Here is a 23946-nt window from a genome sequence, read left to right as displayed (position 1 = left end):
TTGAATGCCGGAGGATATGTCTTTACAGCAATTGCAGTCGTATATGGGGAGTAGCCCGAAGCCTTCGGATTTTGACGTATACTGGGAACGGGCATTACAGGAGTTGGAGCGGCAGCCACTTGATTATACACTGGAGCCGGCCAATTTTGTCTCTCCGTTGGTGGAGTGTTACCACCTGTATTTTACTGGAGTAGGCGGAGCAAAGGTTCACGGAAAGCTGGCTCGTCCCAAGCATCTTACAGAACAAGGCCCGGCTTTGGCCATGTTTCATGGGTATTCCTGCGACAGTGGTGACTGGTTCGACAAGGTGAGCTATGCGGCACACGGATTCACTGTGCTGGCTATAGATTGCCGGGGACAAGGTGGGCTGTCTGAGGACAATTTGCAGGTTCAAGGAACGACGGTTCGCGGCCATATTATCCGCGGGATTGACGACCCGGACCCGGATCGGTTGTATTACCGCAATGTATTTTTGGATACGGTACAGGCGGTGCGCATTCTAATGTCGATGGAGCAGGTGGACCCCGAACGGATCGGCGCATTTGGCTGCTCCCAGGGAGGGGCCTTAACGGTTGCCTGCGCTGCGTTGGAACCTCGTGTCCGTGTGGCGGTTCCGGTATATCCGTTCCTGTCGGACTATAAAAGAGCTTGGGCGTTGGATGCCACTACATCTGCATATGAGGAACTGGTTTATTATTTTCGTTGGTTTGATCCAAATCATGTACGTGAGATAGAGGTGTTTCACAGATTAGGCTACATCGACATTCAACATTTGGCAGACCGTATTCGGGGCCGGGTGCTATTTGTGACGGGGTTGTCGGATGGAGTTTGTCCACCCTCCACCCAGTTTGCGGTGTACAATAAAATCGTGTCAGACAAGGAAATGCTTCTCTATCACGAATACGGCCATGAATACTTACCGCATCTGTCGGATCGCGCCATGAACGAATTTTTACAGCTTTAGGGGGTTGAACTTCGGTAAAGGCTCCTTTATAGTAATAGCTATAACCTTCGTGAATGCGTAATAAATGAATGTCCCATTTGTATAACCTCAATAATATGGTTTGAGGGTCTCTACCAGGAACCGATAAATCCTGATTACAAAAAGTGTACGTCTTGTACATTTCTTGTGGTCAGGATTTTTTTGCGTGATACGAGGGATTTACATGACAGCAAAGGAGCTAATGTAATGAACTTCAAAGTAGTTATTTTAACGATTGCGACCTTTACGGTGGGTCTGGTGGAGCTGATTATCGGTGGTGTTCTACCCCAAATTGCACAGGATTTGAATGTCTCCGTAAGCACGGCAGGACAGCTTATTATGATCTATGCGCTCGTGTATGCTATTGCCGGGCCGACTTTGCTGGCGTTGACCGCCAAAATTGAACGAAAACGACTGTATCTGTGGTCGATGTTTATCTTTATTCTGGGAAGTCTGCTGGCCTTCTGGAGTCCGAATTATGCTGTTTTGTTTGTATCCCGTATTGTTACCGCTGCAAGCGGATCGCTGATTGTGACGTTATCGCTGACCATTGCGGTCAAAGTCGTGTCCAAGGCTTATCAGGCCCGCGTCCTCGGAGTCATCTCCATGGGGGTTAGCTCCTCCATCGTGCTTGGTATTCCAGCCGGAGTGCTGATTGGAAATGCGTTTGGCTGGCGGGTGCTTTTCCTGATCATTGCTTTATTGACGGTAGTTGCTATGATCGTTATAAACTTGTTTATGGAGCGGATTCCGACGGAACACGTTGTGCCTATGCGCGATCAATTGAAATCCTTGAAAAATGTTAAAGTGATCAGTGCCCATCTGGTAACCACGCTGACACTAGCGGGGCACTACACGTTGTATGCGTATTTCACTCCGTTTTTGGAAAACCTGATGGGCTTGAACGCTTCATGGGTTAGTGTGGCCTATTTTGTCTTTGGACTGGCGGCAGTGAGTGGCGGTTTTATTGGCGGCTCTTTGGCCGACCGGTTCGGAACAGCGAAAAGTATTCTAATCGTCGTGGGCGTGTTTATCGCCGTGATGTTTTTGCTGCCATTCTCGATCCACTCGATGTATGTATTTGCGCCACTCCTGATCATATGGGGAATACTGAGTTGGGCCTTGTCGCCTCCGATGCAAAGCTATCTCATTGAAAATGCACCCGAATCGGGTAGTATTCAGCAAAGCTTTAATTTCTCCGCACTCCAGGTCGGGATCGCTCTCGGTTCTGCCTTGGGAGGGGTAGTGATTGAGAATAGTGATTCTGTTGCCACGAATGCTTGGGTAGGCGGGGCATTTGTGATCGTTGCTTTTGTCTGCGGCGTATTTTCGATTACCAGAGCCGGGACATCGCAGGCTGTCAGAGGGCACGGACACCAATCCATTTTATAGCTCAATTGGCCATCCCCTCTTTTATAATACGAGCAAACATGTTATACTACACACAATTATGAAGAAGGAGGTGAGGTAGGTGAATCACGAGATGCTGAACAACCGTATTAGCCAGCTGCCGATTGCTATGGCTGGCATTGTTCATGCTTTTCCATACAACGGGAGAAGTCTGTCCAATTTTAATCATACGGTTGTAAACATCGCGAGAAGACGCCTACCTTAACTCGAACGGATTGCTGTATCTTCCGAAGAGTCGCGGGGTTGCTCCTGCGGCTCTTTTTGTGTTACCCGGGTAAGGGTCTTCCTAAATAAAGGAGAGCCTGAACATGTATATAGTAAATGGTCAACAATTGAAAAAATACCACGCTGCCAATTTGATTTTGGAGGGTGCATCGTTTGATATCCATACGGGGGAAAAGGTGGGGCTCATCGGCCGCAACGGAAGCGGTAAAACCACCCTATTACGCCTAATCGCACGTTTGTCCCGCCCAGATGAAGGGCAGCTCGTCATTGCCAAGGATACGAAAATCGGCTATTTACCGCAAATTCCGGCGGAGTTTGAGAGCTTCACCGTATACGAAACGCTGGCTTACGCCTATCGTGAGCTGCAGGATTGCCGCAATCAGATGAGCACACTGGAACGGGATATGTCAGATCCGGTTGTGGCGGCGGATGCGGGTCTTTTGGAGAAGTTGCTGCAATCGTATGCTGCCTTGCAGGAACGATTTGAGCGCAACGGCGGCTATGAAATGGATGCAAATATTGACCAAGTAGCGGATGGGCTGCGTATTCCCAAAGCAATGTATACGCGCAGCTTCGGCTCGCTGTCAGGTGGAGAGAAAACGAAAATTGCGCTGGCATCACAGCTGATCGGGCGGCCGGATTTATTGCTGCTGGATGAGCCGACCAACCATCTGGATTTGAAGGGGCTGGAATGGTTGGAGCAATTTTTGCAGGGCTACACAGGCGCATGTGTGGTTGTGTCCCATGATCGTTATTTTCTGGATCGGGTTGCCGTTAAAATGATTGAGCTCGAGGATGGCGAGGCGTTTACGTATTATACGAACTACAGCGGCTATGTTAAGGAAAAGGAAGAACGATTGCTACTGCAATTTGAAGATTATAAGGAACAGCAAAAGCGGATCAAAAAGATGAAAGAGGCCATTCGGCGTTTTGAAGAGTGGGGCCGCAATGGCGACAACGAAAAGTTTTTCAAAAAAGCAGCCTCCATTCGTACGGCGTTGGAGCGCATGGAGCTGGTCAAGCGGCCTGTATTGGACCCGCAGGGGGCGGAGTTTCACTTAAAGCTGGAGGATCGCTCAGGTCGCAGAGTGCTGCAATTTGAAGAAATCGCCAAATCCTATGGAGAGCGCCAGATATTAAACGGGGCAACGGGTAGTCTGGAATTCGGCGAAAAGGTGGCCTTGCTGGGTGATAACGGCTCAGGCAAAACGACGCTGCTCAAGCTGCTGCTTGGTCAGGAAAGCGCGGATGCAGGCACGGTACAGTGGGGTGCGCGCGTGGAGTACGGATATTTGGCGCAGCAAGAGAGAGAACGGAATAGCCGGGCAACTGTGCTTGCTTACTTCAAGGAGGAAGCAGGGGTGGAAGAAGGCGAGGCACGCGGGTTGCTAGCGAAGTATTTATTTTACGGTGCCGATGTGTTTAAGCCCGTGAGCATGCTGTCCGGTGGCGAATGGTCCCGCTTGCGGCTAGCGTTGCTGGTCATGAAAAAGCCAAATTTGTTGGTGCTGGATGAGCCGACAAACCATCTGGACATTGACTCACGCGAGGCGCTGGAGGAAGCGTTAGACACCTACACGGGAACGGTGCTGGCGATTTCCCATGACCGCTATTTTGTGAATAAGCTGGCAGGGCGCGTGTGGGAGCTGGAGGCTGGAAAGCTGACCTTTTATCTGGGCAGCTTTGATGAGTACCGAGCGAAGAAGCGGGAGCTGGAAAACGCTCGTCTACAGAGCGAGGGGGATACCGGGACACGCCCGACATCTGCAAGCAGAGCCGCATCGGGTAGCGGTTCTGGCTCGGGCCTAGCTGCGTCTGCTGGTGCAGCCAGTAATGGGGTGGGATCGGCTGCACGTACAGGAGCGACCACCGGAGCCGATGCGAGCCGTGCTCGCTCCGGATCAGCAGGTCGCTTGGGCTCGCCCGCTGCCGGGTCTGGGGCCCGCGAAGCGAAGGCCGCGAAGCCATCACGTACGCCCGTTGCATCCAGCGAGCGGTTGGAGCGGGCCATCGCCGCCAAAGAAGCAGAATTGGCGGCGGCGGATGCCGAGCTGGAGCTGCTCGGCACAAGCAGCGACACGATCCACATGGCGGAGCTGTGGGATGCGCGTGAGCGGCTGCAAGCGGAGCTGGACACGTTGCTCGGCGAGTGGGTTGAACTGGAGTAGGTGACAGGCTGTTACTGAATAGACAACGGTTTATTTTATATAGAGGGTAGCCCTAAGGTAGCACGTCTGCTGAGGGGCTATTTTTGTATGGTAAAAGAGAAGGGGAGTGGAAATGAAATAACCATATATTAAAACTAATACATTAAAATGCATGATTATTATTTTCTTTTACATATAAAGTAATAGATTTACATTTTGCAACATGTGATATTCTTTTGTTTGTAAGGAAGATATAAACTTTTGTTAGATGAAGTGTTTGTTGTCAACAAAGATCATACATACAGGTTGTCTACGTGATATATGGCAATATTTCGAGTAGGTGACGATCTGGTCGGGGTGTTGTTCATATAAATCCTTCTCTTCTATTGCGAGAAGGAAAGCTTCGGCGGGGTAAATATGAATCTCGCTGAAGGCTGATGGTATATCTGAATGAAAGGGGGGGAATGCAATGGCTGAAAATTTATTTGATCTGGACGTTCAAGTAAACAAATCTCAAGGTTCTATTGAGCCTCAATTCACTAGTGTTGCTAGATGCTCCGGCGGATGTGGTGATGATAAAACGGACAATACTAAGTGTGTTGCTACCTGCGGGAAGAATTGTTACACGAATGTCGGGGCATTTTGTTAGTAATTAAAATGCCTTTTAAGTACTTATGATTCTTTTATGATAGGTGAATTTAATGAAAATCAAGAAGAGGGACGTCTTAATAGTTCCTCTTCTTGTTTGGAAAAGCGTATTCCAAAGTAAAAATGGTCGTGTCAGGCTAATTGTATATTGCTATGCATGGAGGGGAAGGTATGTCGGGCTCTTTACTAGAGGTTAGTAAGGTAACGAAGAGAATGGGAAAGAGAGACTTGTTGGATGGTATTTCTTTTAAACTTCAAAAAGGAAAGATATATGGATTCATTGGACCTAATGGAGCAGGCAAAACCACGATGATGCGGGTCATGACCGGATTGATGCAGCCAACGAGCGGCTCTGTAAAGATAGCTTCATATGATGTACACACAGATCGGGAAAAAGCGCTATCTAAGGTGGGGGCTATTATTGAATCTCCGGTCTTTTTTGATTATATGACAGGTAGGCAGGTTTTACGCAATTTGTCACGGCTGCACTCTGAAATTGCACCCTCAGATCGGGAGATACATATTGAAGAGTTACTCACAAAGGTGAGGTTAGAAAAACGGGGAGACGACAAGGTGAAAACCTATTCTCTCGGAATGAAGCAAAGGCTAGGCATTGCGCAGTCCATGCTGGGTGCTCCTGAACTTTTATTGCTGGATGAACCGTCCAATGGCCTTGACCCTATGGGGATGAGGGAACTGAGAGATATTGTGCTTCATTTGCGTGATTCAGCGAATTATGCCTTTTTTATCTCAAGCCATTTACTGGATGAGTTGCAACAGATGTGTGACGAACTCATTGTAATTAAAGAAGGCAGGCTAGTTTGGCAGGGGCCTGCGGAGCAGCTGGTAAAGGAAGGCCAACGGTTGGAGGATGCTTTTATGGGATTAATGGGACTATGAAGTTATTGATATACAGCGAGTTCGAACGATTGTGGAAGCGAAAGTGGTTCTGGCTTATGGTTTTGTGCACACCCGTGCTAGCTTATTCGACAGGGTTATATTATTTGCGTACTCGGGATGTTCCAATAGAGGCGCTACACAAAATTTTTATTGTCGCAAGTCTGAAAGAGAATTTGTATTTATTTTGCAATATTCCTGTGGCTGCTTTAGCAGCTGCTATGTTTACTGAGGAATTTCGAAGTGGGCGGCTGCGTCTATTATTTATGCGACGATTTACTCGCGGTCAGATTTTTTGGAGTAAGCTGCTAGTTTTGAACAGTTCTATCTTGTTTCTTCTCCTTGCATTTGCCATTTCATCACAGGTAATCGCTGAAATATGGAAGTATTCATATCATTTAAGTGACGCGGGCCTATCCGGATTCCAACGACTGCAAGTGCTTGAATACTACGGCTGGGCGCTTGCCTCACTGTTAGCTATAAGTTCTTTCTATTGCTTTGTCGCTATGTACAGTAAGAGTGTGACGTATGCAATTGGTATTTGTATGGTATACAATTTGGGCTCTTTATTGTTTGATCCGTTGTACTTAAAATTGGCATCCTTTGTTTCTCATATACCATATTTATACGATGTGGCTACATTTATGATTATCCCATATATGCAGCATACTGGGCTGGATAAGTCCTTAATAGGGAATTGGTCTGTGAATGGGGCAATTGTCACTGTCGTTTGTTTATATCTTTTCTTTTTTATTTGGGGCGCATACCGCCGCTTTGTAGCCGATGATTATTTGTATTAGGGGGATTTCTTTATGCTGGGAATCTGGAAAAGCGAAATGGAACGGATTTGGAATCGAAAGTCTACTTATTTGTTGTACGTAGCCTATATATTAATAATTGTTGCAATTATATGGAGTCATAAAATAACGGGCACAAAGGTCTTCCGTTTTGGTGAAGGGACGATGGTTGTAAATAATTTAAATCTGCCGTGGCTGATGATGAGTGAAGTTGCTCTATTTCTAACTACAGCGATGCTTCCTATTTTATATGTCGATCAGTTAGGTGGTGATCTTCATTCCGGGGCGTACAGGTTATATGTTTTACGGCCGTACCGCCGCTTTCAGTTTTGGCTCGCCAAGTTGCTAGCCTTATCGGTCACGACAATCATTTTTTTAGGGACAAGTTTGCTTATAGGTGTGATTGCGGGATGGTGGTTATTCCCGCATAGCTCTACTTTTTTTAAATATGGTTCATCCGTAACCTCTACTTCATCAGATGCCATACCTTATGTACTTGCATTTTATCTCGTGTTAACTATAGTTTGCCTAGCGAAGCTCATGTTAAGTAGTGTCATATGTTTGTTTGTATCCCGACCATTGTTTTCCTATATAGGTATTATAACTTTATCTGCATTTCTCTTCCAATTGTTTAGGCCGCTCATTATGTTAATGGACCCATTTCGAGAAATATTGCTTGCTCTACAGGTTGACAACTCATTTAAATTTTGGATGTGTGTAGGTGGGATGATTGTGATATGCGTTATTATTAGTTTTACTCGATGGCAAAAGAAAATAGTATAGAAGTTCAGTTCGGAACGGAGGCCTCATGTGAAACTATGAAAAATCTATATAAGGCGTTAGACTTCTTTATGTTGCGTACCCCTGTGTTGCCTATGGAAGAGTTCTTAAAATGCTTCTCAACCGAGACTGGGGACAATGAGGAGGCTACGGTTGCTGCGATAAACTACCTATCTGAATTGTCCCGTAATCCGGTTATACGTGAAGCTTTGGCAGCATCAAGTCCCACTTTGCTTGAATCTTTGATACATATGTATAACCCAGATAACCCGCGCAAGCAAGGGCAGGTTATTAAAGCATTTATTCGTTATGTTATAAGAATGATCACACGTCCTACACCATTTGGATTATTTTCAGGAGTAACCTACGGACAATTCGGGGAACAATCACAGCTCTGCTTGCAAGGTCCTGAAACATTTCGAAAGCGTGCCAGACCTGACATGGAATGGTTGTTAAAGATGGTGGAGTTAATTGAAAGCCGGCATGAGGTCGTACGACAGCTTAAAGTCCAGCGCAATACATTAATCTTTCGTCAGGGGAGCAGGGCTAAAATCCCCTATACAACAAGGCACGGCAGTATGACTAAAGGAGAGGATCAGAGCGTATCTGTACGTGCAACCCAGGTATTTGATTTTGTGATGGGTGTGAGTTCAAGTCCTATACCCTATTGTGATTTGGTTCATCATCTCCAGCAGAAATTTAAAGTTGCTGATATAGAAACAATTGAGCGTTATGTATGGGAACTATTTGAGCAAGAGTTTTTGATTTCTGAGATTATTCCTCCCACAACTACCACTGATCCGCTAAATCATATTATGTCTGTTCTGAAACCAGTAACGGGGATAGATGATATAAAAGAGAAGCTGATTCAAATTGCAACTGATATTCATGAATATAATCAGCTCCCTGTAGGCCAGGGTGAGGACTTAATGGAGAAAATAAGACAAAGTATGGATTGCATGTTCGATGTGAGATCAAGTCTCCAAATTGATCTTTCTCTTGAAGATCGGAGAATTACACTGCCCCAGTCCATTCGCAGGGATGTAGAGCGTGTAGCTGAATTGCTAACAAGGATCTCCTGTTATAGGAATAGGGCCTTGGACGAATTTAGTGCAGAATTTCTTGAAAAGTATGGTCCATATCGAGAAGTTCCAATACTGCAGCTATTGGATGAAGACATGGGACTAGGTGCCCCGATAGGCTACAATCATCCTCCGAGTCGTCGTGGACAATTACAGAATATATTACCGACCAAGTCGAGAGCACACTACGAAAGGCTTCTGTTTCGATGGTTTCTAGATTGTATTCGTGAAGGAAAAAATGAAGTTGTACTTACAGATGCTATGATCGACGAAATTGCAAAGGAAGAGGGTCAAGAGGGATGGATCGCATCACCGTCTATGGAATTGATTGTACAATTAGCAGCAACTAGTCAAACAGCTGTAAATCGTGGGGAGTATACACTTATTTTAGGCCCCAATCAGGGATCCGATGGTGCGGGAAAAACGTTTGGTAGATTTATGGATCTACTTGGTGAGCCCTTTGGAGACATGTTTTCTATAATCCAGTCGGAAGAGCAGCAGTTGCAACCTGAAAAGTTATTGGCCGAAATATCCTATCTGCCTAGTGCGGGGAGAATGGCTAATGTGGTATTAACGAGACATAGCCGGCCATATGAAATAGCCATAGGAACCAATCATGTATTGTCGGAGGAACGACAAATTCATGTTTCAGACCTCGTTGTGGGGATGAGGGATGATCGGCTCTATTTGAAGTCTTTGAGTCGCAATCGCGAGGTTATTGTCAAAGCGGGACATATGCTCAATCCGGAAGTCACCCCCAATATATACCGTTTTCTCCTCGAGGTTAGCCAGAGTGGTTACCAACAATGGTCACCTATGGATTGGGGACTCGCGGCAAAGTCTCCATTCACGCCACGTCTAAGATATGAGCATATGATTCTCCATCCAGCTACATGGAGAATAGCAAATGATGAGATGGCTAGTCAGCCCAAGGAAATTGAGATAATTGAAGAGTCTGTTCGCCAATTCCAAATGAAATGGAATGTACCGCGTTATGTATATATGATTGAATCGGATAATCGTATCTTGCTAGATATGGATCATCCGCTGCACATTGAACAAATTTGCAGAGATATTCAGTCTAAAGGCACAGTCACATTAATTGAGCACATAGGTAAAGTCGAAGAGACGCCAGTTACCCGTTGCGATGGTCATTTAGCGGCCGAATTTGTGTTCCCGCTCGTACGGAATCAGGCTGATGATGCTCACTACTTTGGGGAAGAAATCGCTGCTACCCTAAATGTAGATCGTAAGAAATTAAGTGAAGGTTCTGTAAAAGTTAACCGTTTCTATCTGCCTGGAGGTTCTTGGTTTTATGGAAAACTATATGGGATGGACACTCGACAAGATGAGTTTATAGGAAGATATTGGAATGAATTCGTGCAGAAATATCAGCAGAGTGGAGAGATCCTTCAGGCGTATTTTATACGGTATGCTGATCCTGATAAGCATCTTCGTGTCAGGTTTGAATTATCGAAGGATTGTAAGGTGCAGATGTTTCTGTCCATTTTCCATGAATGGACAGAAATGCTAGTAGATGAAGGGTTGGTATCTAGAGTTGTCATTGATACGTACGAGCCTGAATTGGAACGTTACGGCGGAATGGAGCTTATGGCATGGGCAGAGAGAGTGTTTTCTTCTGATAGTGAAGTGGTAGCAAGACTCATACAGGTTATCAGATTTGCCCAAACTTCGTTGTCGCAGGAGATTATAGCAACATTAAGTGTTATTAACCTTCTATATCAATTTGGATACTGCTTAGAGGATGCTTATTCGTTACTAAATCGAAACTTTAACGTTAAGGAGTATTTGAAAGATTTTCGCAAGGAGAGGAAATTCTTTTTACAATGGATGACATCAGGGCTGGAAACTCCAGCTTCTTTCCAATCCACTTGGGACTCTATAGAGATTATCTTCAAGCTGAGAAAAGAGGCAGTGGCACAATATAATCAACAGCTTAATGAGCAGGAGGGGAAGGGCGAAATCACTAATACTAAAGAAGATATTATGTATAGTGTAATCCATATGCATTTAAATCGGTTGTTGGGTATAGACAGAAGACGAGAACGTAAGGTGATGATCATGGCCAGGCATGCTTTAGATAGCTTGGTTAAATATCGGGGGAGTCACCAATGACTCATTTGAATAATAATACAAACTCTAGGATTTCTTCCATATTAGGTGCCATACATCAGGGGTTAAAGTTATTTGCATTAGTGTTTAGTATGAATAAGTTTTATATGGTTTCTAGCGTTTTTTTGCATATTTTCCAAGGTCTGATGCCCGTTTTGACACTGATGGTTATGCAAAATTTGCTTAATGGTATTGTTTCTAGTGGAGACATTCGATTGATTTTGTTACAGTTTGGCTTTTTCATAGCCATTTACGTACTGAAGAGTGCAGTTACGATGAGTCAGACTTATGTGGAAGGCACACTAGAAGCGGTGCTGTCCAAATCATTAAATATAATGATTGGGGAAAAATCAAGTTCACTGGGATTAGCCGACTATGAAAATTCAGAAATTAATGACCAATTAAAGCGTGCATCTCAGGAAGCCTCTTACCGACCATACCAGTTGTATACCCAAATGACAGGTATCCTATCTAGTTTGGTAACTATGCTTTCATCTGCAACTTTACTCTTTTTGTGGAAATGGTGGGTAGTTGTTATTCTGTTTTTGATCTCATTGGTGTCTGTATATTCTATCCTTAAACTAAATAAAGAACAGTTTGAAATCTATATGAATCGAACTCCGTTATATCGGCAATCATGGTACATGACCTTTCTGTTAACTAATGATCGTGCAGTCAAGGAAGTCAAAATTTTTAATATGAGTACTTACTTACTTAAAAGATATAAGGATTTGTTGCAACGGTTTTTTGTGGAAGATAGGCGAATATTAGGAAAGCGGGTCACAATTACCTTTATGTACAGTCTGCTGGAACTTGCTGTGTTGTTGGGAGTGGTGTGGCTGGCCATTAGAGAAACCTTTGAGAAAAAAATATTAGTAGGTAGCCTATATGGCTATATTCAAGCAATTATGCTGACGCAAAATCAGATGCAGGCTTTAATTCAGGGGATGGTCCAATTTTCACAAAATAATTTGTATATGGAACAGCTGTTTTTATTTCTGCAGCTACCCACATCAGACCCAGTCCGCCGTCAAAAAGAACAAGCGACGTTAATTGTCATGGACGATAGCAAGGGATTTTGTATGGAGCAAATATCATTAGACGACGTTTCATTTACTTACTCGGGTCAGACCGTCCCCTCAATCCGAAATATTGATTTAACTATGAGTAGGGGCCAGACAATAGCTATAGTAGGAAAAAATGGCTCAGGGAAGTCAACGCTCATAAAGGTGTTGATGCAGCTCTACAACGATTATGAAGGAAGTATCAAAATTAATGGACGTTCTGTTCACGATTACGATTTGCAGCTAGTTCAGGATAAGATTGGCGTTGTGTTCCAAGATTTCATGCACTATGAAATGTCAGCACGTCATAACATCGGTTTTGGATCGATAGAGCGTATAGAGCAGGATGACGAGCTCATTTATGCAGCACAATGCGCAGCTATAGACCAGATTATAACCAAGCTTCCGCAGGGATTGGATACTCAGCTCGGAAAGTGGTTTGAGGATGGTTACCAGTTATCGGGGGGACAGTGGCAACGAGTGGCAATAGCACGGGCTTTCTTGCGGAAGGCCGATATGTATATTTTGGATGAGCCGAGTTCCTTTCTAGATCCAGTGGCAGAAAGGGATCTGCTAGCCCTGTTTCTTGAATTAATGAAGGATAGTATTGGTATTTTTATTACTCATCGAATTTCATCAGCACGTCTGGCGCAAAAAATAGTCGTTATGGATAACGGTGAGATTGTAGAGCAGGGGACCCATAAAGAGTTGATGCTGCTGGGTGGATTATATGCAGAGATGTATAACATTCAGGCCAATACGTTCAGTGAAGAAAATTTGGTCGAAGCTGGAGGGAGAGTTCCAGGATGACAGTTACCTCATACAAATGCAACAATTGGATACCAATTGAGGGAATCATGAAGGATAAGATATCCGCAGTTTTGCAGGAGATTGCCGAGCGCTACAAGGATCCGAATCAGGTGCGTTCATGGATGCAAAAGGTTCCTCCAATAGAGGTCGATGGAAAGAAGATAGAACGTTGGTCAGATGAAACTTTAGCTAGTGGATTCACAGGTATATGTTTATTCATGGGTGAGCTGGATCGACTATATCCCGATGATTGCTGGGATATTATAGGACATCAATATCTAGAACAGATTCAAATGTTTGTGGAGCGGCAGGGCATCTATAATGTTTCCCTATATAGTGGATTAGCAGGCATTTTGCTGGGGATTCACGCTTTATCTAGAAATGGAACACGTTACCAAGGTATGCTGGATTCCCTTGCCTCTTGGTATGAAGAGATTGTTTCGCATAAACTGACTCTCTATCGAAAAGAGTGGCAAAACGGAAGGCTGCAAATGAGTCAATATGACACAATATCAGGATTTGCAGGAATTGGACGTATCACTATGCTATTTCTGAACCGTCCTGGTATGCGCTTGATATGGGAGCAGGCCATTGAGCTATTCCAGATTATGTGCGGTGAGAAAAATACGAGTGGTTACATAGTACCTGCTTGGCATATTTCTCCGGAATATCAGTTTCAGGAGGGTGAAAAATTACAATATCCTCAAGGTAATTTTAATTTAGGACTTTCACATGGCATTGCAGGCCCACTAGCTTTTCTAAGCTTGTCTGCTCTTCATGGAGCCAGCTCCCCCCTATTGAAAGATGATATTCTTAGCTTGGCTGAATTTATAAACCATTGGCAGGTTGAGGGAAAGGAAGGCATAATTTGGCCTGGTCGGATTTCTTTTGAAGAATGGGTGAGTGATCACTTATTGCATGATTGTACAGAGCGTTATCGTGATTCCTGGTGTTATGGTGTACCGGGTATTGCACGTTCTATCTGGTTGGCAGGACAAGCTGTTCACAATGAAGAATGGATTGAAACGGGGCTCACCGCCTATTTGGATATAGAGAAACGACTATATCGAAAAGGAGGATTGTCTTCTGCCACATTGTGTCATGGTATCGGTGGGTTATTACACCTTGTTCAACGTATGTACTCAGATACAGGACATGAGAGGTTAGGCATGATACGAGATAAGCTACTGCAAGATGTACTAAATATGTTCGATGCTAATTCGTTGTTTGGCTTTTACGATCATACTTTGTTGGAGGATAGACTTGAAGAAGTGGATGAGGCAGGTTTTCTGAATGGAAGTGCTGGGGTGGCTCTGGTGCTAGCTTCCTTAATTGGAGACAAAAGTCCGGATTGGGATGTTGCTTTTCTGATCCGCTGAGATATACTATGGTTTTCACGTAGTCTGAACATCATAAAGATAAAAAAAGATCTAACCGACCATTTGAGGTACGACTGGATCTTTTTTTATAACTAATGGCTTAAAATACCTTGCCTCAGTATACCGAAGCTGTCTTCGAAGTGTTCTTGATGCCGTTGACATCGTTGAGCACGGTGTTGCCCCATGCCGTCGGCGTTTTCCAGTCGCTGCTGTTCACGAGATCAAGCCACGCGTTCTCACTATTGTTGCCAGTCCAGGACCAGGCCAGATAGCCGATGCCTTTTTCTTGGGACTGCTTCATGACCTCATAGGGATTCACGGTGGTGCCCAGATTGTTGTTGCCATTGTTGTAGTTGTAGCCAAACTCACCCACGATTACCGCTAGGCCCTTGTCTTTAATGGCTTGCAGCTCGGAGCCGATTTTACTGGAATCATTGTAGTTGGCATACATATGGACGGAAAATAAAAGATTATGGTTAGGATCATGCTGTAGCAGCTCTACGCCATGGGCCTTGATCGGGGAAGCATATTGTCCCCAGCCGGAGCCGTCGATCACAATCGTATTCGGCAAGCCTGCGTTGCGCAGGGTGGTAATGGCCGTTTTGTAGGCGTCCCGCCATGCGGCATCGGAGAGATTGTGGTCGCCCCACTCATTGGCGATATTCACGAGTACATACTTCTGGTTATCGGCCAATATTTGTTTCACCGCTGGATCAGCGAAATAACGAGCCATGTCGTTCAGACGGTTGGCATCATTGCTGCCGGTAACGTCATGCAGTTCAACCACAGAAATCAGCTTGAGCTGTTTCGCGCGTTCGATGATCTCTCCCAGTCTTTGTGCAGATCCGTTGGTTTGCCACACAATACGGACGGTGTTGGACTTCGTGGCAGCAATCGCATCCAGTGCCTGATAGGCTTGCGTGTCAAACCAGATATGAGGGTTGTTCACTCCACGCATGACAAAGGTATTCCCGTTAGCATCCTTCAAGCTGGTTCCGCTTACATGGAATCCCGAGGCAGCAAATGATGTACCCCCATTCAATAACCCAATACCGGAACAAAGCAGAAAAACAACAGCGAAGATGAGTACCTTTTTACCATATAAACGCCAAACTCTCACAAACAAACGCCTCCTCCTCTATAGTCAAGTTAATCCTATGTTGAAAATGGCTACATATTACACCCATTGTGATGTTGAAATGCGGTGTATCGTTTCTTTTACATAAGGGACGGGTATTAATTGTCTAGTCCCGCATAGATTGACGTAGGGGAAAAGGAGGTATGAGCATGTGGAATTGGGTTAAAAGGCTGTCTATACTGGCGGCAATCCTTTTGCTGGCTATTTTTGTAAGCGCATGCAACAAGGGCGATGCTTCGGGTAAGGTGAAAATTGAGTTTTTTCAAAACAAGCCGGAGGCCAAGGGTTCATTCGATAAGCTAATCTCTCAATTCAATCAGGAACATCCCGGTATTGAAGTGACACAGGTCAACCCGCCAGAGGCAGAGACCGTGTTATTGACCCGGGTTGTCAAAAACGATGTACCTGACATTGTGGGGCTTGGGGCCACCGATACCTATTCTATTTTGGCACAGAGCGGAATTTTTACGGATCTAGCGAATACAGAATTGCCGCGTACAGTAGACCCGATTTACCTCAAAATGCTTAAGGATGTAACCGGGGTCGATCCCGTGTATGGAATTCCTTATGCTGCGAATGCGAATGGTGTGATGTATAACAAAACGCTTTTTAAGGAAATGGGATTACAGGTGCCCAAAACGTGGGATGAGCTGATTGCAACGGCACAAAAGATCAAGGCTGCTGGAAAAATCCCGTTCTATTTTACATATAAAGATGATTGGCAAACGAACCTCCCCTTTAATGCGCTGGGCCCGAATCTGGTGGGCATTGATTTTTTCCTGCAACGGCGTGAAAATCAGGTCACCTTTCAGGACAAGTACCGCGAGGTTGCTGAAAAGCAGCTGGAGCTATTGAAATACGGACATGGTGATAATTTTGGCAAAAACTATGCCGACGGTAATCGTGCCTTCGCTAACGGGCAGGGATTGATGTACATTCAGGGCTCGTGGGCCATATCTGAAATTCGCAAAGCCAACCCGAAAGTGGAGCTTGGGTTTTTCCCATTACCGACAGGGAATGACGAAAAGGCGGTCAAACTGGTGTCCGGTATAGATACGCTATTAGCCGTATCGGAGAGCACTCCGCATAAAAAGGAAGCCGAGGAGTTCATTTCCTTCTTGTTGAAGCCGGAGAACAGCAAGCAATACATTACAGAGCAAACGCTGTTTTCGGCGGTGAAGGGAGTTACGCAGGATGATCCGAGTGTGGCGGAGCTGTTGCCGTATTTTAAATCGGGCCGAGTCATTGATTTTGCCGATCACTATATTCCCAAAGCGGTCCAATTGAATTCGATTGTGCAGGCCTTCCTGCAAAACAGAGACATCGACGCTTATCTGGCCAAGCTGGACCGAGAATGGGATAAGGTAGCTAACCGCCGATAGGAGAGGAGGAGGAGACATGAATAAGCGATTAACGGCTTTTTACTGGATGACGGTGCCGGCGGTGCTATTGTTTTTTGTATTTTTGACCTTGCCTGCCTTGCAGGGCTTTTATTATTCGCTTACGAACTGGAACGGCTTTGGTCATCAGTATCACTTTGTCGGGTTTAAGAACTATATTAATTTGTTTCAGGACGACAATGTGGGGAACGCATACTGGTTTACTTTCAAATTTGCGATTGTGGTTACCATTGCGACTAATATCCTTAGTTTGCTGATTGCGCTAGGGCTGAATGCTAAAATACGGTTTCGTAACTTTTTCCGCGGTATTTATTTTCTGCCTAATATTTTGAGCGTGCTGATCGTGGGTTACATATTCAATTACTTGTTCTCGAACGTGTTTACGATTTGGGGGCAAAATTTAGGTATTATCTCATTGTCGACGAACATTTTGGGCAGCGAACAACTGGCTTGGGTGGGGGTTGTCATCGTAGCTGTATGGCAGGGGATTGCCTTTAATACGATTCTCTATCTGGCCGGGCTGCAAACCATTCCGACAAGTCTGTATGAGGCGTCCAATCTGGATGGTGCGGGGAAATGGCGCGAATTCTGGAGTATTACCTTTCCGTTAATTGCTCCGTTCTTCACGATTAATATGGTATTGGCGATGAAAAATTCCCTGATGGTGTTCGATCAGATCGTGGCTTTGACGAATGGCGGGCCGGGACGGGCCACCCAGTCGATTTCCCACCTGATATACACTGGGGGCTTTAGAGGCGGAGAATTTGCTTATCAGTCGGCTAACTCTGTTATTTACTTTATTGTGATCGCGATCATTTCCATCTTACAGCTGCGATTCCTCCAGAGAAGGGAGATGGATAACTGATGAAAACAAGCAGACGTACGAACTGGCCTGTGCTGCTATTGGTAGCGTTAGGGACAATATTTATTCTGTTTCCTCTCTATATGACTGTGACGATAGCACTTAAAAATCCCGAGCAGATGGCGCATTCCGCCTTTGCTTTTCCGACCGAGCTGCATTGGGAGAATTTTAGTCGTGCAGTGGAAATGACCCATTTTTTCAGCGCTTTTCAGAACAGTGTGATGGTCACGACATCGACGGTCATACTCACTTTGCTAACCAATTCGATGGTCGCTTATGCGATTGCCCGTAATATGCAGCGACGCTTTTTTAAGGGATTATATTTTTACTTTGTGAGCGCCATGTTTATTCCGTTCCCGATCATCATGCTGCCGATTGTAAAACTGGCCTCGGGCCTTCATATGACTAATCTGGTGGGTCTCATTATGCTGCATACGGTGTATGGTTTGGCGTTTAATGTTTTCGTGTATGTCGGTTATATTCGCTCCATTCCGGTGGCATTGGAAGAGGCAGCCACGGTAGATGGTGCGACGACATGGGGCACTTTTTGGCGCATTATATTCCCGCTGATGGCGCCGATCAGTGCTACGGTAGGGATTCTCACTTGTCTGTCCACATATAACGACTTCCTGCTGCCGCTCATTATTATTAGCGATGCGGAGCAGTATACACTGCCGCTCGTTCAGTATGTGTTTCAGGGGCAGTTCAATACCGACTTTAATCTGGCCTTTGCTTCGTACCTGATGGCCTTGCTGCCGATGATTATTGTCTATTTGATTGCACAAAAATGGATTATCAATGGCGTTACGCAAGGCTCTGTGAAGTAAGATGAGAATACAATAGCTTCAGGGATACTGTGCCTTACTAGAAAAATAAAAAGAGGGCCCTATACCAGTTCAAACCAGGTATAGGTACCCCTCTTTTTTTATAGCATTACTATTTAGATGCTTCGCTTTGGGTCGTTAGAGGCTGTAAGGGTACAGTTGTCTCTGCTTTCGGGTCGTCCGTTGTATAGTAGAACATATAGATAGAAGCTTCCTTCCCTTTGAAGTTCTTGTAGACATCCACTGCCTTGTTATTGCCGTCTCCGGCGAAATTGGTTGTGATCGGCTTGCCAATGATCCGTTCTTTACCCAGGCCAATATGCGTCTGGTTAATCCCTCCAAAGTGAGCGTCCTCGCTTTCGGTTTCTACGAATAAGTCTGATCCCTGTTTGTAGTAGGTCCACTTCACAGGATAGCCACCGATTTGCGTCGTTAGCGTCTGCTTTTGCTCAGAAATATCAGTTAAACGCTGTGGCGTTTTGTCATCCGAATGGGTCGTAACCTTGTATTTGCCTGTAAAAGTAATAGGAGTGTCCTTGGTAATCACAAGATTGGACGGTCGTTCAAAACGGATCGTGTTCAGATCGTGTTCCTGATCAGGTGAAGACCAACGACTACCCTCTAACGTTGTGCCGTTCACAGAAAGAAAGTATTTTTGATAAGGTAACATGGCGAATTTCTTTTCGCTTCTGATCGTGAGACGGATTTGCGTAGGTGTGACAATCATTTGTTCTATCGTAAAATTCGGATTGTCTTTCTCAAATGGGGTATTCAGCACGCTTTTAATCGTCCCACTTTCCATTTTCTTTTTGCTTAACTGCAGGTCAAAGTTTATGGGTTCATCTATACTTTTCTCAGTTTGCGCATATTGCAGTTTGAAAGCAGTCTGTCCTTCTGGTATAGCTGCTTTAGAAAAATATTGCTGTGCTGTATACTCCCCGTTATCTCCGGGTTTGCCAAAAGCCCCTCCAGGCTGCGACATCACAGGCTCGCCGCCTTTGTAAGCAATAATTTGCGGATTATCCCATCTCTTGGGTATCGACGAATCGAAGGTAATTGCCGAGGACAGCATCAGCTTATCCTTCCCTTGTTCAAATACCTGCACCTTCATACCTTGTAAGCCGTTACGATCCAGCTTGAACGTCTGCATCTGAGGCGATGTGATATCGAGCGGCAATTCCAGTTCCTGAACGCTGTTGAGCTCAATATGATCTACGGTCAGCCGCACGTTCTCTGTTTCTTGCTGCGGTGTCCAGTCACTTTCAAAGTACCCGTTGTACCGTTGATTTTTCGGGTCCCATTGCTGAAAGTTATATTCCCCTGCACTGGTTTCCCCCACAGCACTTTTTAGCGATACGCCTTTGACATTCCAAAACTCGTTGTCTGCTCGTTTTCCGACCTCCAAGCTGTACAGAATCACGGTCCGGTTCTCATCGACAATAGCTGTATGCAGCGTCAGCTTCACTCCGTCTCTGGTTACGGATTGCTCCAGCGGCTGTCCAAGGTCTTGATTTAGTGCCGTCTGAATGCCACTTCTTCCGTGCAGCAGATTGTCCCAGTTATAATGGATGGCGGCATAGACGGGAACGGCAACGAGAAGTGCACTCAGAGAGGCAGCGATAGCTATTTTGCGCCAATTTCTGTGTCGGTGCGGGGGAAATGAATCGGAAGCATTAGTCAGAACGGGGGCAGTCTGTCCTGCCTGTTCCATCCGGTTCCACATCTCATCGAAGTCAGGATAGGCCATTTCCGAATCTTCATTTAACTTGCGCTTCAATGCTTTTTCTATGTTGTTCATAGTTCTCTCCTTCCATCTCGGGAATTTGTACCCCTGCATCCCGCAGTATTTGCTCCAATAACTTTAGTCCTTTGTGAGTCCTCGATTTGACGGTTCCCAGCGGAATTTCCAGTAGTTTGGATATTTCCGCCAGTGTGAAATCATGCATATAGCGGAGTGTCAGCACAGCGCGGATTTTGGCTGGAAGGCGATTCATATACATCGCCCATTCCTCTGCCGACTCGCGTTCTTCCACCAGCCTGTCTACAGGCTTACCTTCCGCCCCGCTAAATAAATAGGGATTAGCCGATACCTTCATATGGAAGCTGTTCCGGCGTTTAAGGTAATTCAGACAATGATTAACTGTAATTTTCATAATCCAGGCTTTTAGTTGTTCGATGTGTTCACGATTGCTGCGAAACAGGGTGATAAACACTTCTTGCGTTAAATCCTCTGCATCCGATGCGTTGTGTACCATGTAGTAGCAGGTTCGGTATACATCTCGTTGATACAGATCAAACAACTCTCGATTACTTTCCAATATGTGCTCTCCTTTCTTGTGCAGTTTATCTATATAACAACTAGGGTTCCAAAAAGGTTCATTTATCGTGAAAAGTAAACCGTCCGCTTCGAATGTATATCACTTTTCCTCAAATGTACCACATGAAAAAAGAAGCCTGTAAATCCCAAAAATGCAGATTTACAGGCTTCTTATATTTTCCGAAGCTAGAGCCTACGAAATGAATATTCCTTCACGCGAAAACACGTCAAATGGATAGCTTGCGGACATACTTCCGCTTAGTCAGTCAGCCGTACAATCGTTCTTCCTTGCGAGCGAGCTGCAAGGATGTCTTCCAGCGCGCTTGGCAGGTCAGCCAATCCGATTTCGCGCTCAACGAGCTGTTCCAGCTGTTCCGGCTTCCAGTCGCTACCGAGCCGCTTCCAGATCGCTACGCGGGTGTCGTAGGGGCAGAAGACGGAGTCTATGCCCAGCAGGCTTACGCCGCGCAAAATAAACGGCAGCACCGTCGTAGGCAGCTTGGTGCCTGCCGTCAGGCCGCTCACGGCTACGGAGCCGTTGTAGGCGATCTGGCTGAGCAGCGAAGCGAGCGGCTTGCCGCCTACGGGATCAACGGCCGCTTGCCAAAGCTGCTTGCCCAGCGGCCGGATGCTCTCCGCACCGTCGTAAACGGCCTCGCGGGAAATGACCTCGGCTGCTCCGAGCGCCTTGAGGTAATCGTGTGCATCAGCCTTACCACTGCTGGCTACGACATGGTAGCCCCTCTTGCCCAGCAGGGCAATGGCTGCACCGCCTACGCCACCCGTCGCTCCGGTGACGAGTACCTTGCCCTGCTCCGGCGCAACGCCGTTTTGCTCCAGCCGATATAACGACAGGGCTGCGGTGAATCCGGCTGTCCCGAAAATCATCGCCTCTCTCGGCGTGAGTCCGTCCGGAAGTGGAACCACCCAGTCCGCAGGTACACGTGCATATTGGCTGAATCCCCCGAATTGAGACACACCCAGTCCGTATCCGGTAACGAGCACCGCTTGTCCCTCGCTAAAGCGGCTATCCTTTGAAGAGACGACAGTTCCCGAGCAATCTATGCCTGGTACGAACGGATAGGCTTTAACAATATTGCCATCCTTGCGGGCGGCAAGCCCGTCTTTATAATTGATGCTGGAATAAGCGACACGAATCAATACTTCCCCAGCAGGTAAACTGCTAGTTTCCAAAGAACGGACCTCTGCTTGAACTTCACCGTCTTGTGTCTGATCGACGACAAGAGCTTGAAATGATTGAGTCATCTGTAAGAGCCTCCTTTATTGCCGTATAAGCCTATGAATGGCGTATATTTCAGTCTACTTCGCAAATTATGCTTAGGGAGCATACAACAATCTGCGCAGCCTGTCAGCGGCAATGCTCACAGGCTCGTATTCTATTATATCCTTAAGCTCATAATTACGTCGAAAAGGCCCAGATTACTGATCTATTCTTGCAACACCCTGTTTCAATAAAGTTCGATAATCAATTATAAAGAAAGTGATAAATGAATTCTTACGCGTTTTGTAAATCATTTTACGCAAACGGGATGTATTTTCAGAATGACTGTGCTAACATACCTTTTGATCGTTAAATAAATCTATGAAGAAAGGTGAATGAATGACAACCAGAGCACTAAAAAAAGGTTCGGTATTGTCCGAAGCTAAGGAACTGAATTTGTTCCGTTTGACATGGCCTATTTTTCTTGAATTGTTCCTGTTTATGCTAATGGGGAGCGTCGACACGTTCATGATCAGTTCTGTATCTGATAATGCAGTGTCGGGTGTGGGCGCGTCCAATCAAATTATTTCAATTGCCATCCTTGTACTGGAGGTTATCGGCAACGGCGCTGCTATCGTCGTAGCTCAATATATCGGTTCTAAGAAACTAGTCGAAGCGGCCCAGGTTACAGGTACGGCCATTACGTTGAATTTGATGGTAGGTCTTTTACTTAGCGTAATTTTTCTTGTATTTGGTACGCACATGTTGCAATGGCTGAATGTCCAGGGTGAGATTCTGGCTTACGCGGAGTCGTATATGAGCATCGTCGGGGGTGCCATTTTCCTTCAGGCATTGATTAATGCGCTGGCGGCGACCATTCGTACACATGGTTTTACCAAAGAAACGATGTATGTATCGGTTTTTATGAACGTGATCCACGTGGTCGGCAACTATGTTTTGATTTTTGGGCATTGGGGAATGCCTGCACTTGGAGTAGAGGGTGCAGCTATTTCTACAGTAGGTAGCCGCTTTATTTGTCTCCTGATCTTCTTCTGGCTGATGTACCGGGTCACTGAGGTTCGTGTCGAGTGGAAATATTACGTCCAATTGTCTAAAAAGTTCATCTCTAAAATATTGCGCATTGGTGTACCATCCGCGCTGGAGTCCATTATGTATCAGTCGTGTCAGCTCATCTTCACACTGTACGTGACTTATCTGGGCGCAGAAGCAATGGCGACACGTCAATATGCGAATAATATTTCAAGCTATATTTACTTGTTCAGTATGGCAGTCGGTATGGGTACGGCTATTGTGGTAGGAAGGCTCGTGGGAGCTAGACAGAAGGATACTGCCTATAAACGTGTACTGACCAGTGTGAAATGGGCGTTGCTCGTGACCGTGATTATTGATGCGGTGGTCATCTTTTTCCGTGTTCCCTTGCTCGGTTTGTTCACGGAAAACCCTGAAATTATTCGTTTGGGAGCACAGGTCATTTTACTTAGCATTCTGCTAGAAACTGGTCGGACCACGAATATCGTCATTATTAACTCGTTGCGTGCTGCTGGAGATGCGAAGTTCCCGGTCTTTATGGGTCTGATCTCCATGGTCTGCATGAGCTTGCCGCTTGGTTATCTGCTTGTGTTCAAGCTGGACATGGGGCTCGCCGGCGTGTGGCTGGCCATTGCTGCTGATGAATGGACTCGTGCTGTCATCATGTATGCCCGCTGGAAAAGCCGGTTATGGGAAAAGCATGCGCTGGTCGAGCACGATACACCGGATCAGTCTGCAACGCCAGTGCCGGCACACTGATGTGTTAGCATTTAAGGTTA

At 45.7% G+C, this 23946-nt stretch carries 19 protein-coding genes and 1 riboswitch; of the genes, 15 read left to right on the top strand and 4 right to left on the bottom strand.

The genetic code is table 11. The features are described 5' to 3' along the window. The first annotated feature begins 4 nt into the window (after window positions 1–4). The 11 genes from AC6EJC_RS00535 (at window position 5) to AC6EJC_RS00485 (ending at window position 14354) form a co-directional block, all read left to right on the top strand. Window positions 5–964, top strand: a complete 960-nt coding sequence (locus AC6EJC_RS00535; RefSeq protein WP_444952252.1) for an acetylxylan esterase — start codon at window positions 5–7, stop codon at window positions 962–964. Window positions 965–1021: 57 nt separating this feature from the next. Then, window positions 1022–1121: riboswitch (purine riboswitch) on the top strand. A 68-nt stretch (window positions 1122–1189) separates the two neighbouring features. Beyond that, window positions 1190–2374, top strand: coding sequence for an MFS transporter (locus AC6EJC_RS00530; RefSeq protein WP_444952251.1), 1185 nt, complete (start codon window positions 1190–1192; stop codon window positions 2372–2374). Window positions 2375–2453: 79 nt separating this feature from the next. Continuing rightward, a complete protein-coding gene (locus AC6EJC_RS00525; protein WP_016822706.1) occupies window positions 2454–2597 on the top strand; it encodes an RAxF-45 family protein in 144 nt (47 codons plus the stop codon). A 103-nt stretch (window positions 2598–2700) separates the two neighbouring features. Then, on the top strand, window positions 2701–4785 hold the full coding sequence (abc-f, locus tag AC6EJC_RS00520) for a ribosomal protection-like ABC-F family protein (protein WP_444952250.1): 2085 nt from the start codon (window positions 2701–2703) through the stop codon (window positions 4783–4785). A gap of 448 nt (window positions 4786–5233) precedes the next feature. Further along, complete coding sequence (locus tag AC6EJC_RS00515; RefSeq protein WP_444952249.1) at window positions 5234–5413, top strand: gallidermin family lantibiotic; 180 nt, start codon at window positions 5234–5236, stop codon at window positions 5411–5413. 170 nt (window positions 5414–5583) lie between these two features. Beyond that, window positions 5584–6312 (top strand): ABC transporter ATP-binding protein, encoded by a 729-nt coding sequence (locus AC6EJC_RS00510; RefSeq protein WP_444952248.1) that lies wholly within the window; start codon window positions 5584–5586, stop codon window positions 6310–6312. After that, entirely contained in the window at window positions 6309–7109 is an 801-nt protein-coding gene (locus AC6EJC_RS00505) for a DUF2705 family protein (RefSeq protein WP_444952247.1), read from the top strand. Before AC6EJC_RS00510 ends, AC6EJC_RS00505 begins: the two co-directional genes overlap by 4 nt. Window positions 7110–7121: 12 nt before the next feature. Beyond that, window positions 7122–7889, top strand: coding sequence for an ABC transporter permease (locus AC6EJC_RS00500; protein ID WP_444952246.1), 768 nt, complete (start codon window positions 7122–7124; stop codon window positions 7887–7889). Next, window positions 7868–11104 (top strand): lantibiotic dehydratase, encoded by a 3237-nt coding sequence (locus AC6EJC_RS00495; protein ID WP_444952245.1) that lies wholly within the window; start codon window positions 7868–7870, stop codon window positions 11102–11104. Before AC6EJC_RS00500 ends, AC6EJC_RS00495 begins: the two co-directional genes overlap by 22 nt. Then, window positions 11101–12975, top strand: coding sequence for an ABC transporter ATP-binding protein (locus AC6EJC_RS00490; RefSeq protein ID WP_444952244.1), 1875 nt, complete (start codon window positions 11101–11103; stop codon window positions 12973–12975). The genes AC6EJC_RS00495 and AC6EJC_RS00490 overlap by 4 nt, the downstream gene beginning before the upstream one ends. Then, a complete protein-coding gene (locus AC6EJC_RS00485) occupies window positions 12972–14354 on the top strand; it encodes a lanthionine synthetase C family protein (RefSeq protein WP_444952243.1) in 1383 nt (460 codons plus the stop codon). The genes AC6EJC_RS00490 and AC6EJC_RS00485 overlap by 4 nt, the downstream gene beginning before the upstream one ends. 115 nt (window positions 14355–14469) lie before the next feature. Here AC6EJC_RS00485 and AC6EJC_RS00480 read toward each other — a convergent pair whose 3' ends face one another. Next, a complete protein-coding gene (locus AC6EJC_RS00480; protein WP_444952242.1) occupies window positions 14470–15474 on the bottom strand; it encodes a cellulase family glycosylhydrolase in 1005 nt (334 codons plus the stop codon). 167 nt (window positions 15475–15641) lie between these two features. On the opposite strand from AC6EJC_RS00480, the gene AC6EJC_RS00475 reads away from it, so the two are divergent. The 3 genes from AC6EJC_RS00475 to AC6EJC_RS00465 are packed head-to-tail and all read left to right on the top strand — an operon-like array spanning window position 15642 to window position 18581. Beyond that, the gene (locus AC6EJC_RS00475) at window positions 15642–16874 is read left to right on the top strand and encodes an ABC transporter substrate-binding protein (RefSeq protein WP_444952241.1); all 1233 of its coding nucleotides are present in this window, start codon (window positions 15642–15644) and stop codon (window positions 16872–16874) included. A 16-nt stretch (window positions 16875–16890) separates the two neighbouring features. After that, window positions 16891–17757, top strand: coding sequence for a carbohydrate ABC transporter permease (locus AC6EJC_RS00470; RefSeq protein ID WP_444952240.1), 867 nt, complete (start codon window positions 16891–16893; stop codon window positions 17755–17757). Further along, window positions 17757–18581 (top strand): carbohydrate ABC transporter permease, encoded by an 825-nt coding sequence (locus AC6EJC_RS00465; protein ID WP_444952239.1) that lies wholly within the window; start codon window positions 17757–17759, stop codon window positions 18579–18581. Before AC6EJC_RS00470 ends, AC6EJC_RS00465 begins: the two co-directional genes overlap by 1 nt. Before the next feature lie 109 nt (window positions 18582–18690). Here the strand turns inward: AC6EJC_RS00465 and AC6EJC_RS00460 are convergent, their stop codons facing one another. The 3 genes from AC6EJC_RS00460 to AC6EJC_RS00450 all read right to left on the bottom strand — a co-directional run bounded on the left by AC6EJC_RS00460 (window position 18691) and on the right by AC6EJC_RS00450 (window position 22161). Next, window positions 18691–20376, bottom strand: a complete 1686-nt coding sequence (locus AC6EJC_RS00460; RefSeq protein ID WP_444952238.1) for a DUF4179 domain-containing protein — start codon at window positions 20374–20376, stop codon at window positions 18691–18693. Beyond that, window positions 20336–20896 (bottom strand): RNA polymerase sigma factor, encoded by a 561-nt coding sequence (locus AC6EJC_RS00455; protein WP_444952237.1) that lies wholly within the window; start codon window positions 20894–20896, stop codon window positions 20336–20338. The genes AC6EJC_RS00460 and AC6EJC_RS00455 overlap by 41 nt, the downstream gene beginning before the upstream one ends. 257 nt (window positions 20897–21153) lie before the next feature. Next, complete coding sequence (locus AC6EJC_RS00450; RefSeq protein WP_444952236.1) at window positions 21154–22161, bottom strand: acrylyl-CoA reductase family protein; 1008 nt, start codon at window positions 22159–22161, stop codon at window positions 21154–21156. Between the two features lie 355 nt (window positions 22162–22516). Between AC6EJC_RS00450 and AC6EJC_RS00445 the strand changes: the two genes are divergently transcribed. Beyond that, the gene (locus AC6EJC_RS00445) at window positions 22517–23926 is read left to right on the top strand and encodes an MATE family efflux transporter (RefSeq protein WP_023990870.1); all 1410 of its coding nucleotides are present in this window, start codon (window positions 22517–22519) and stop codon (window positions 23924–23926) included. Window positions 23927–23946 lie beyond the last annotated feature (20 nt).

The sequence above is a fragment of the Paenibacillus sp. TY11 genome, from assembly GCF_059772165.1.
Note: the sequence above shows the minus strand (reverse complement) of the source record. Positions and strands in the feature narration are given on the sequence as shown.

What these genes read in the sequence shown, in the direction of transcription:
- AC6EJC_RS00535 (WP_444952252.1), top strand. Translation starts at nt 5, where the DNA reads ATGCCGGAGGATATGTCTTTACAGCAATTGCAGTCGTATATGGGGAGT.
- AC6EJC_RS00530 (WP_444952251.1), top strand. Translation starts at nt 1,190, where the DNA reads ATGAACTTCAAAGTAGTTATTTTAACGATTGCGACCTTTACGGTGGGT.
- abc-f (WP_444952250.1), top strand. Translation starts at nt 2,701, where the DNA reads ATGTATATAGTAAATGGTCAACAATTGAAAAAATACCACGCTGCCAAT.
- AC6EJC_RS00515 (WP_444952249.1), top strand. Translation starts at nt 5,234, where the DNA reads ATGGCTGAAAATTTATTTGATCTGGACGTTCAAGTAAACAAATCTCAA.
- AC6EJC_RS00510 (WP_444952248.1), top strand. Translation starts at nt 5,584, where the DNA reads ATGTCGGGCTCTTTACTAGAGGTTAGTAAGGTAACGAAGAGAATGGGA.
- AC6EJC_RS00505 (WP_444952247.1), top strand. Translation starts at nt 6,309, where the DNA reads ATGAAGTTATTGATATACAGCGAGTTCGAACGATTGTGGAAGCGAAAG.
- AC6EJC_RS00500 (WP_444952246.1), top strand. Translation starts at nt 7,122, where the DNA reads ATGCTGGGAATCTGGAAAAGCGAAATGGAACGGATTTGGAATCGAAAG.
- AC6EJC_RS00495 (WP_444952245.1), top strand. Translation starts at nt 7,868, where the DNA reads ATGGCAAAAGAAAATAGTATAGAAGTTCAGTTCGGAACGGAGGCCTCA.
- AC6EJC_RS00490 (WP_444952244.1), top strand. Translation starts at nt 11,101, where the DNA reads ATGACTCATTTGAATAATAATACAAACTCTAGGATTTCTTCCATATTA.
- AC6EJC_RS00485 (WP_444952243.1), top strand. Translation starts at nt 12,972, where the DNA reads ATGACAGTTACCTCATACAAATGCAACAATTGGATACCAATTGAGGGA.
- AC6EJC_RS00475 (WP_444952241.1), top strand. Translation starts at nt 15,642, where the DNA reads ATGTGGAATTGGGTTAAAAGGCTGTCTATACTGGCGGCAATCCTTTTG.
- AC6EJC_RS00470 (WP_444952240.1), top strand. Translation starts at nt 16,891, where the DNA reads ATGAATAAGCGATTAACGGCTTTTTACTGGATGACGGTGCCGGCGGTG.
- AC6EJC_RS00465 (WP_444952239.1), top strand. Translation starts at nt 17,757, where the DNA reads ATGAAAACAAGCAGACGTACGAACTGGCCTGTGCTGCTATTGGTAGCG.
- AC6EJC_RS00460 (WP_444952238.1), bottom strand. Translation starts at nt 20,376, where the DNA reads ATGAACAACATAGAAAAAGCATTGAAGCGCAAGTTAAATGAAGATTCG.
- AC6EJC_RS00450 (WP_444952236.1), bottom strand. Translation starts at nt 22,161, where the DNA reads ATGACTCAATCATTTCAAGCTCTTGTCGTCGATCAGACACAAGACGGT.
- AC6EJC_RS00445 (WP_023990870.1), top strand. Translation starts at nt 22,517, where the DNA reads ATGACAACCAGAGCACTAAAAAAAGGTTCGGTATTGTCCGAAGCTAAG.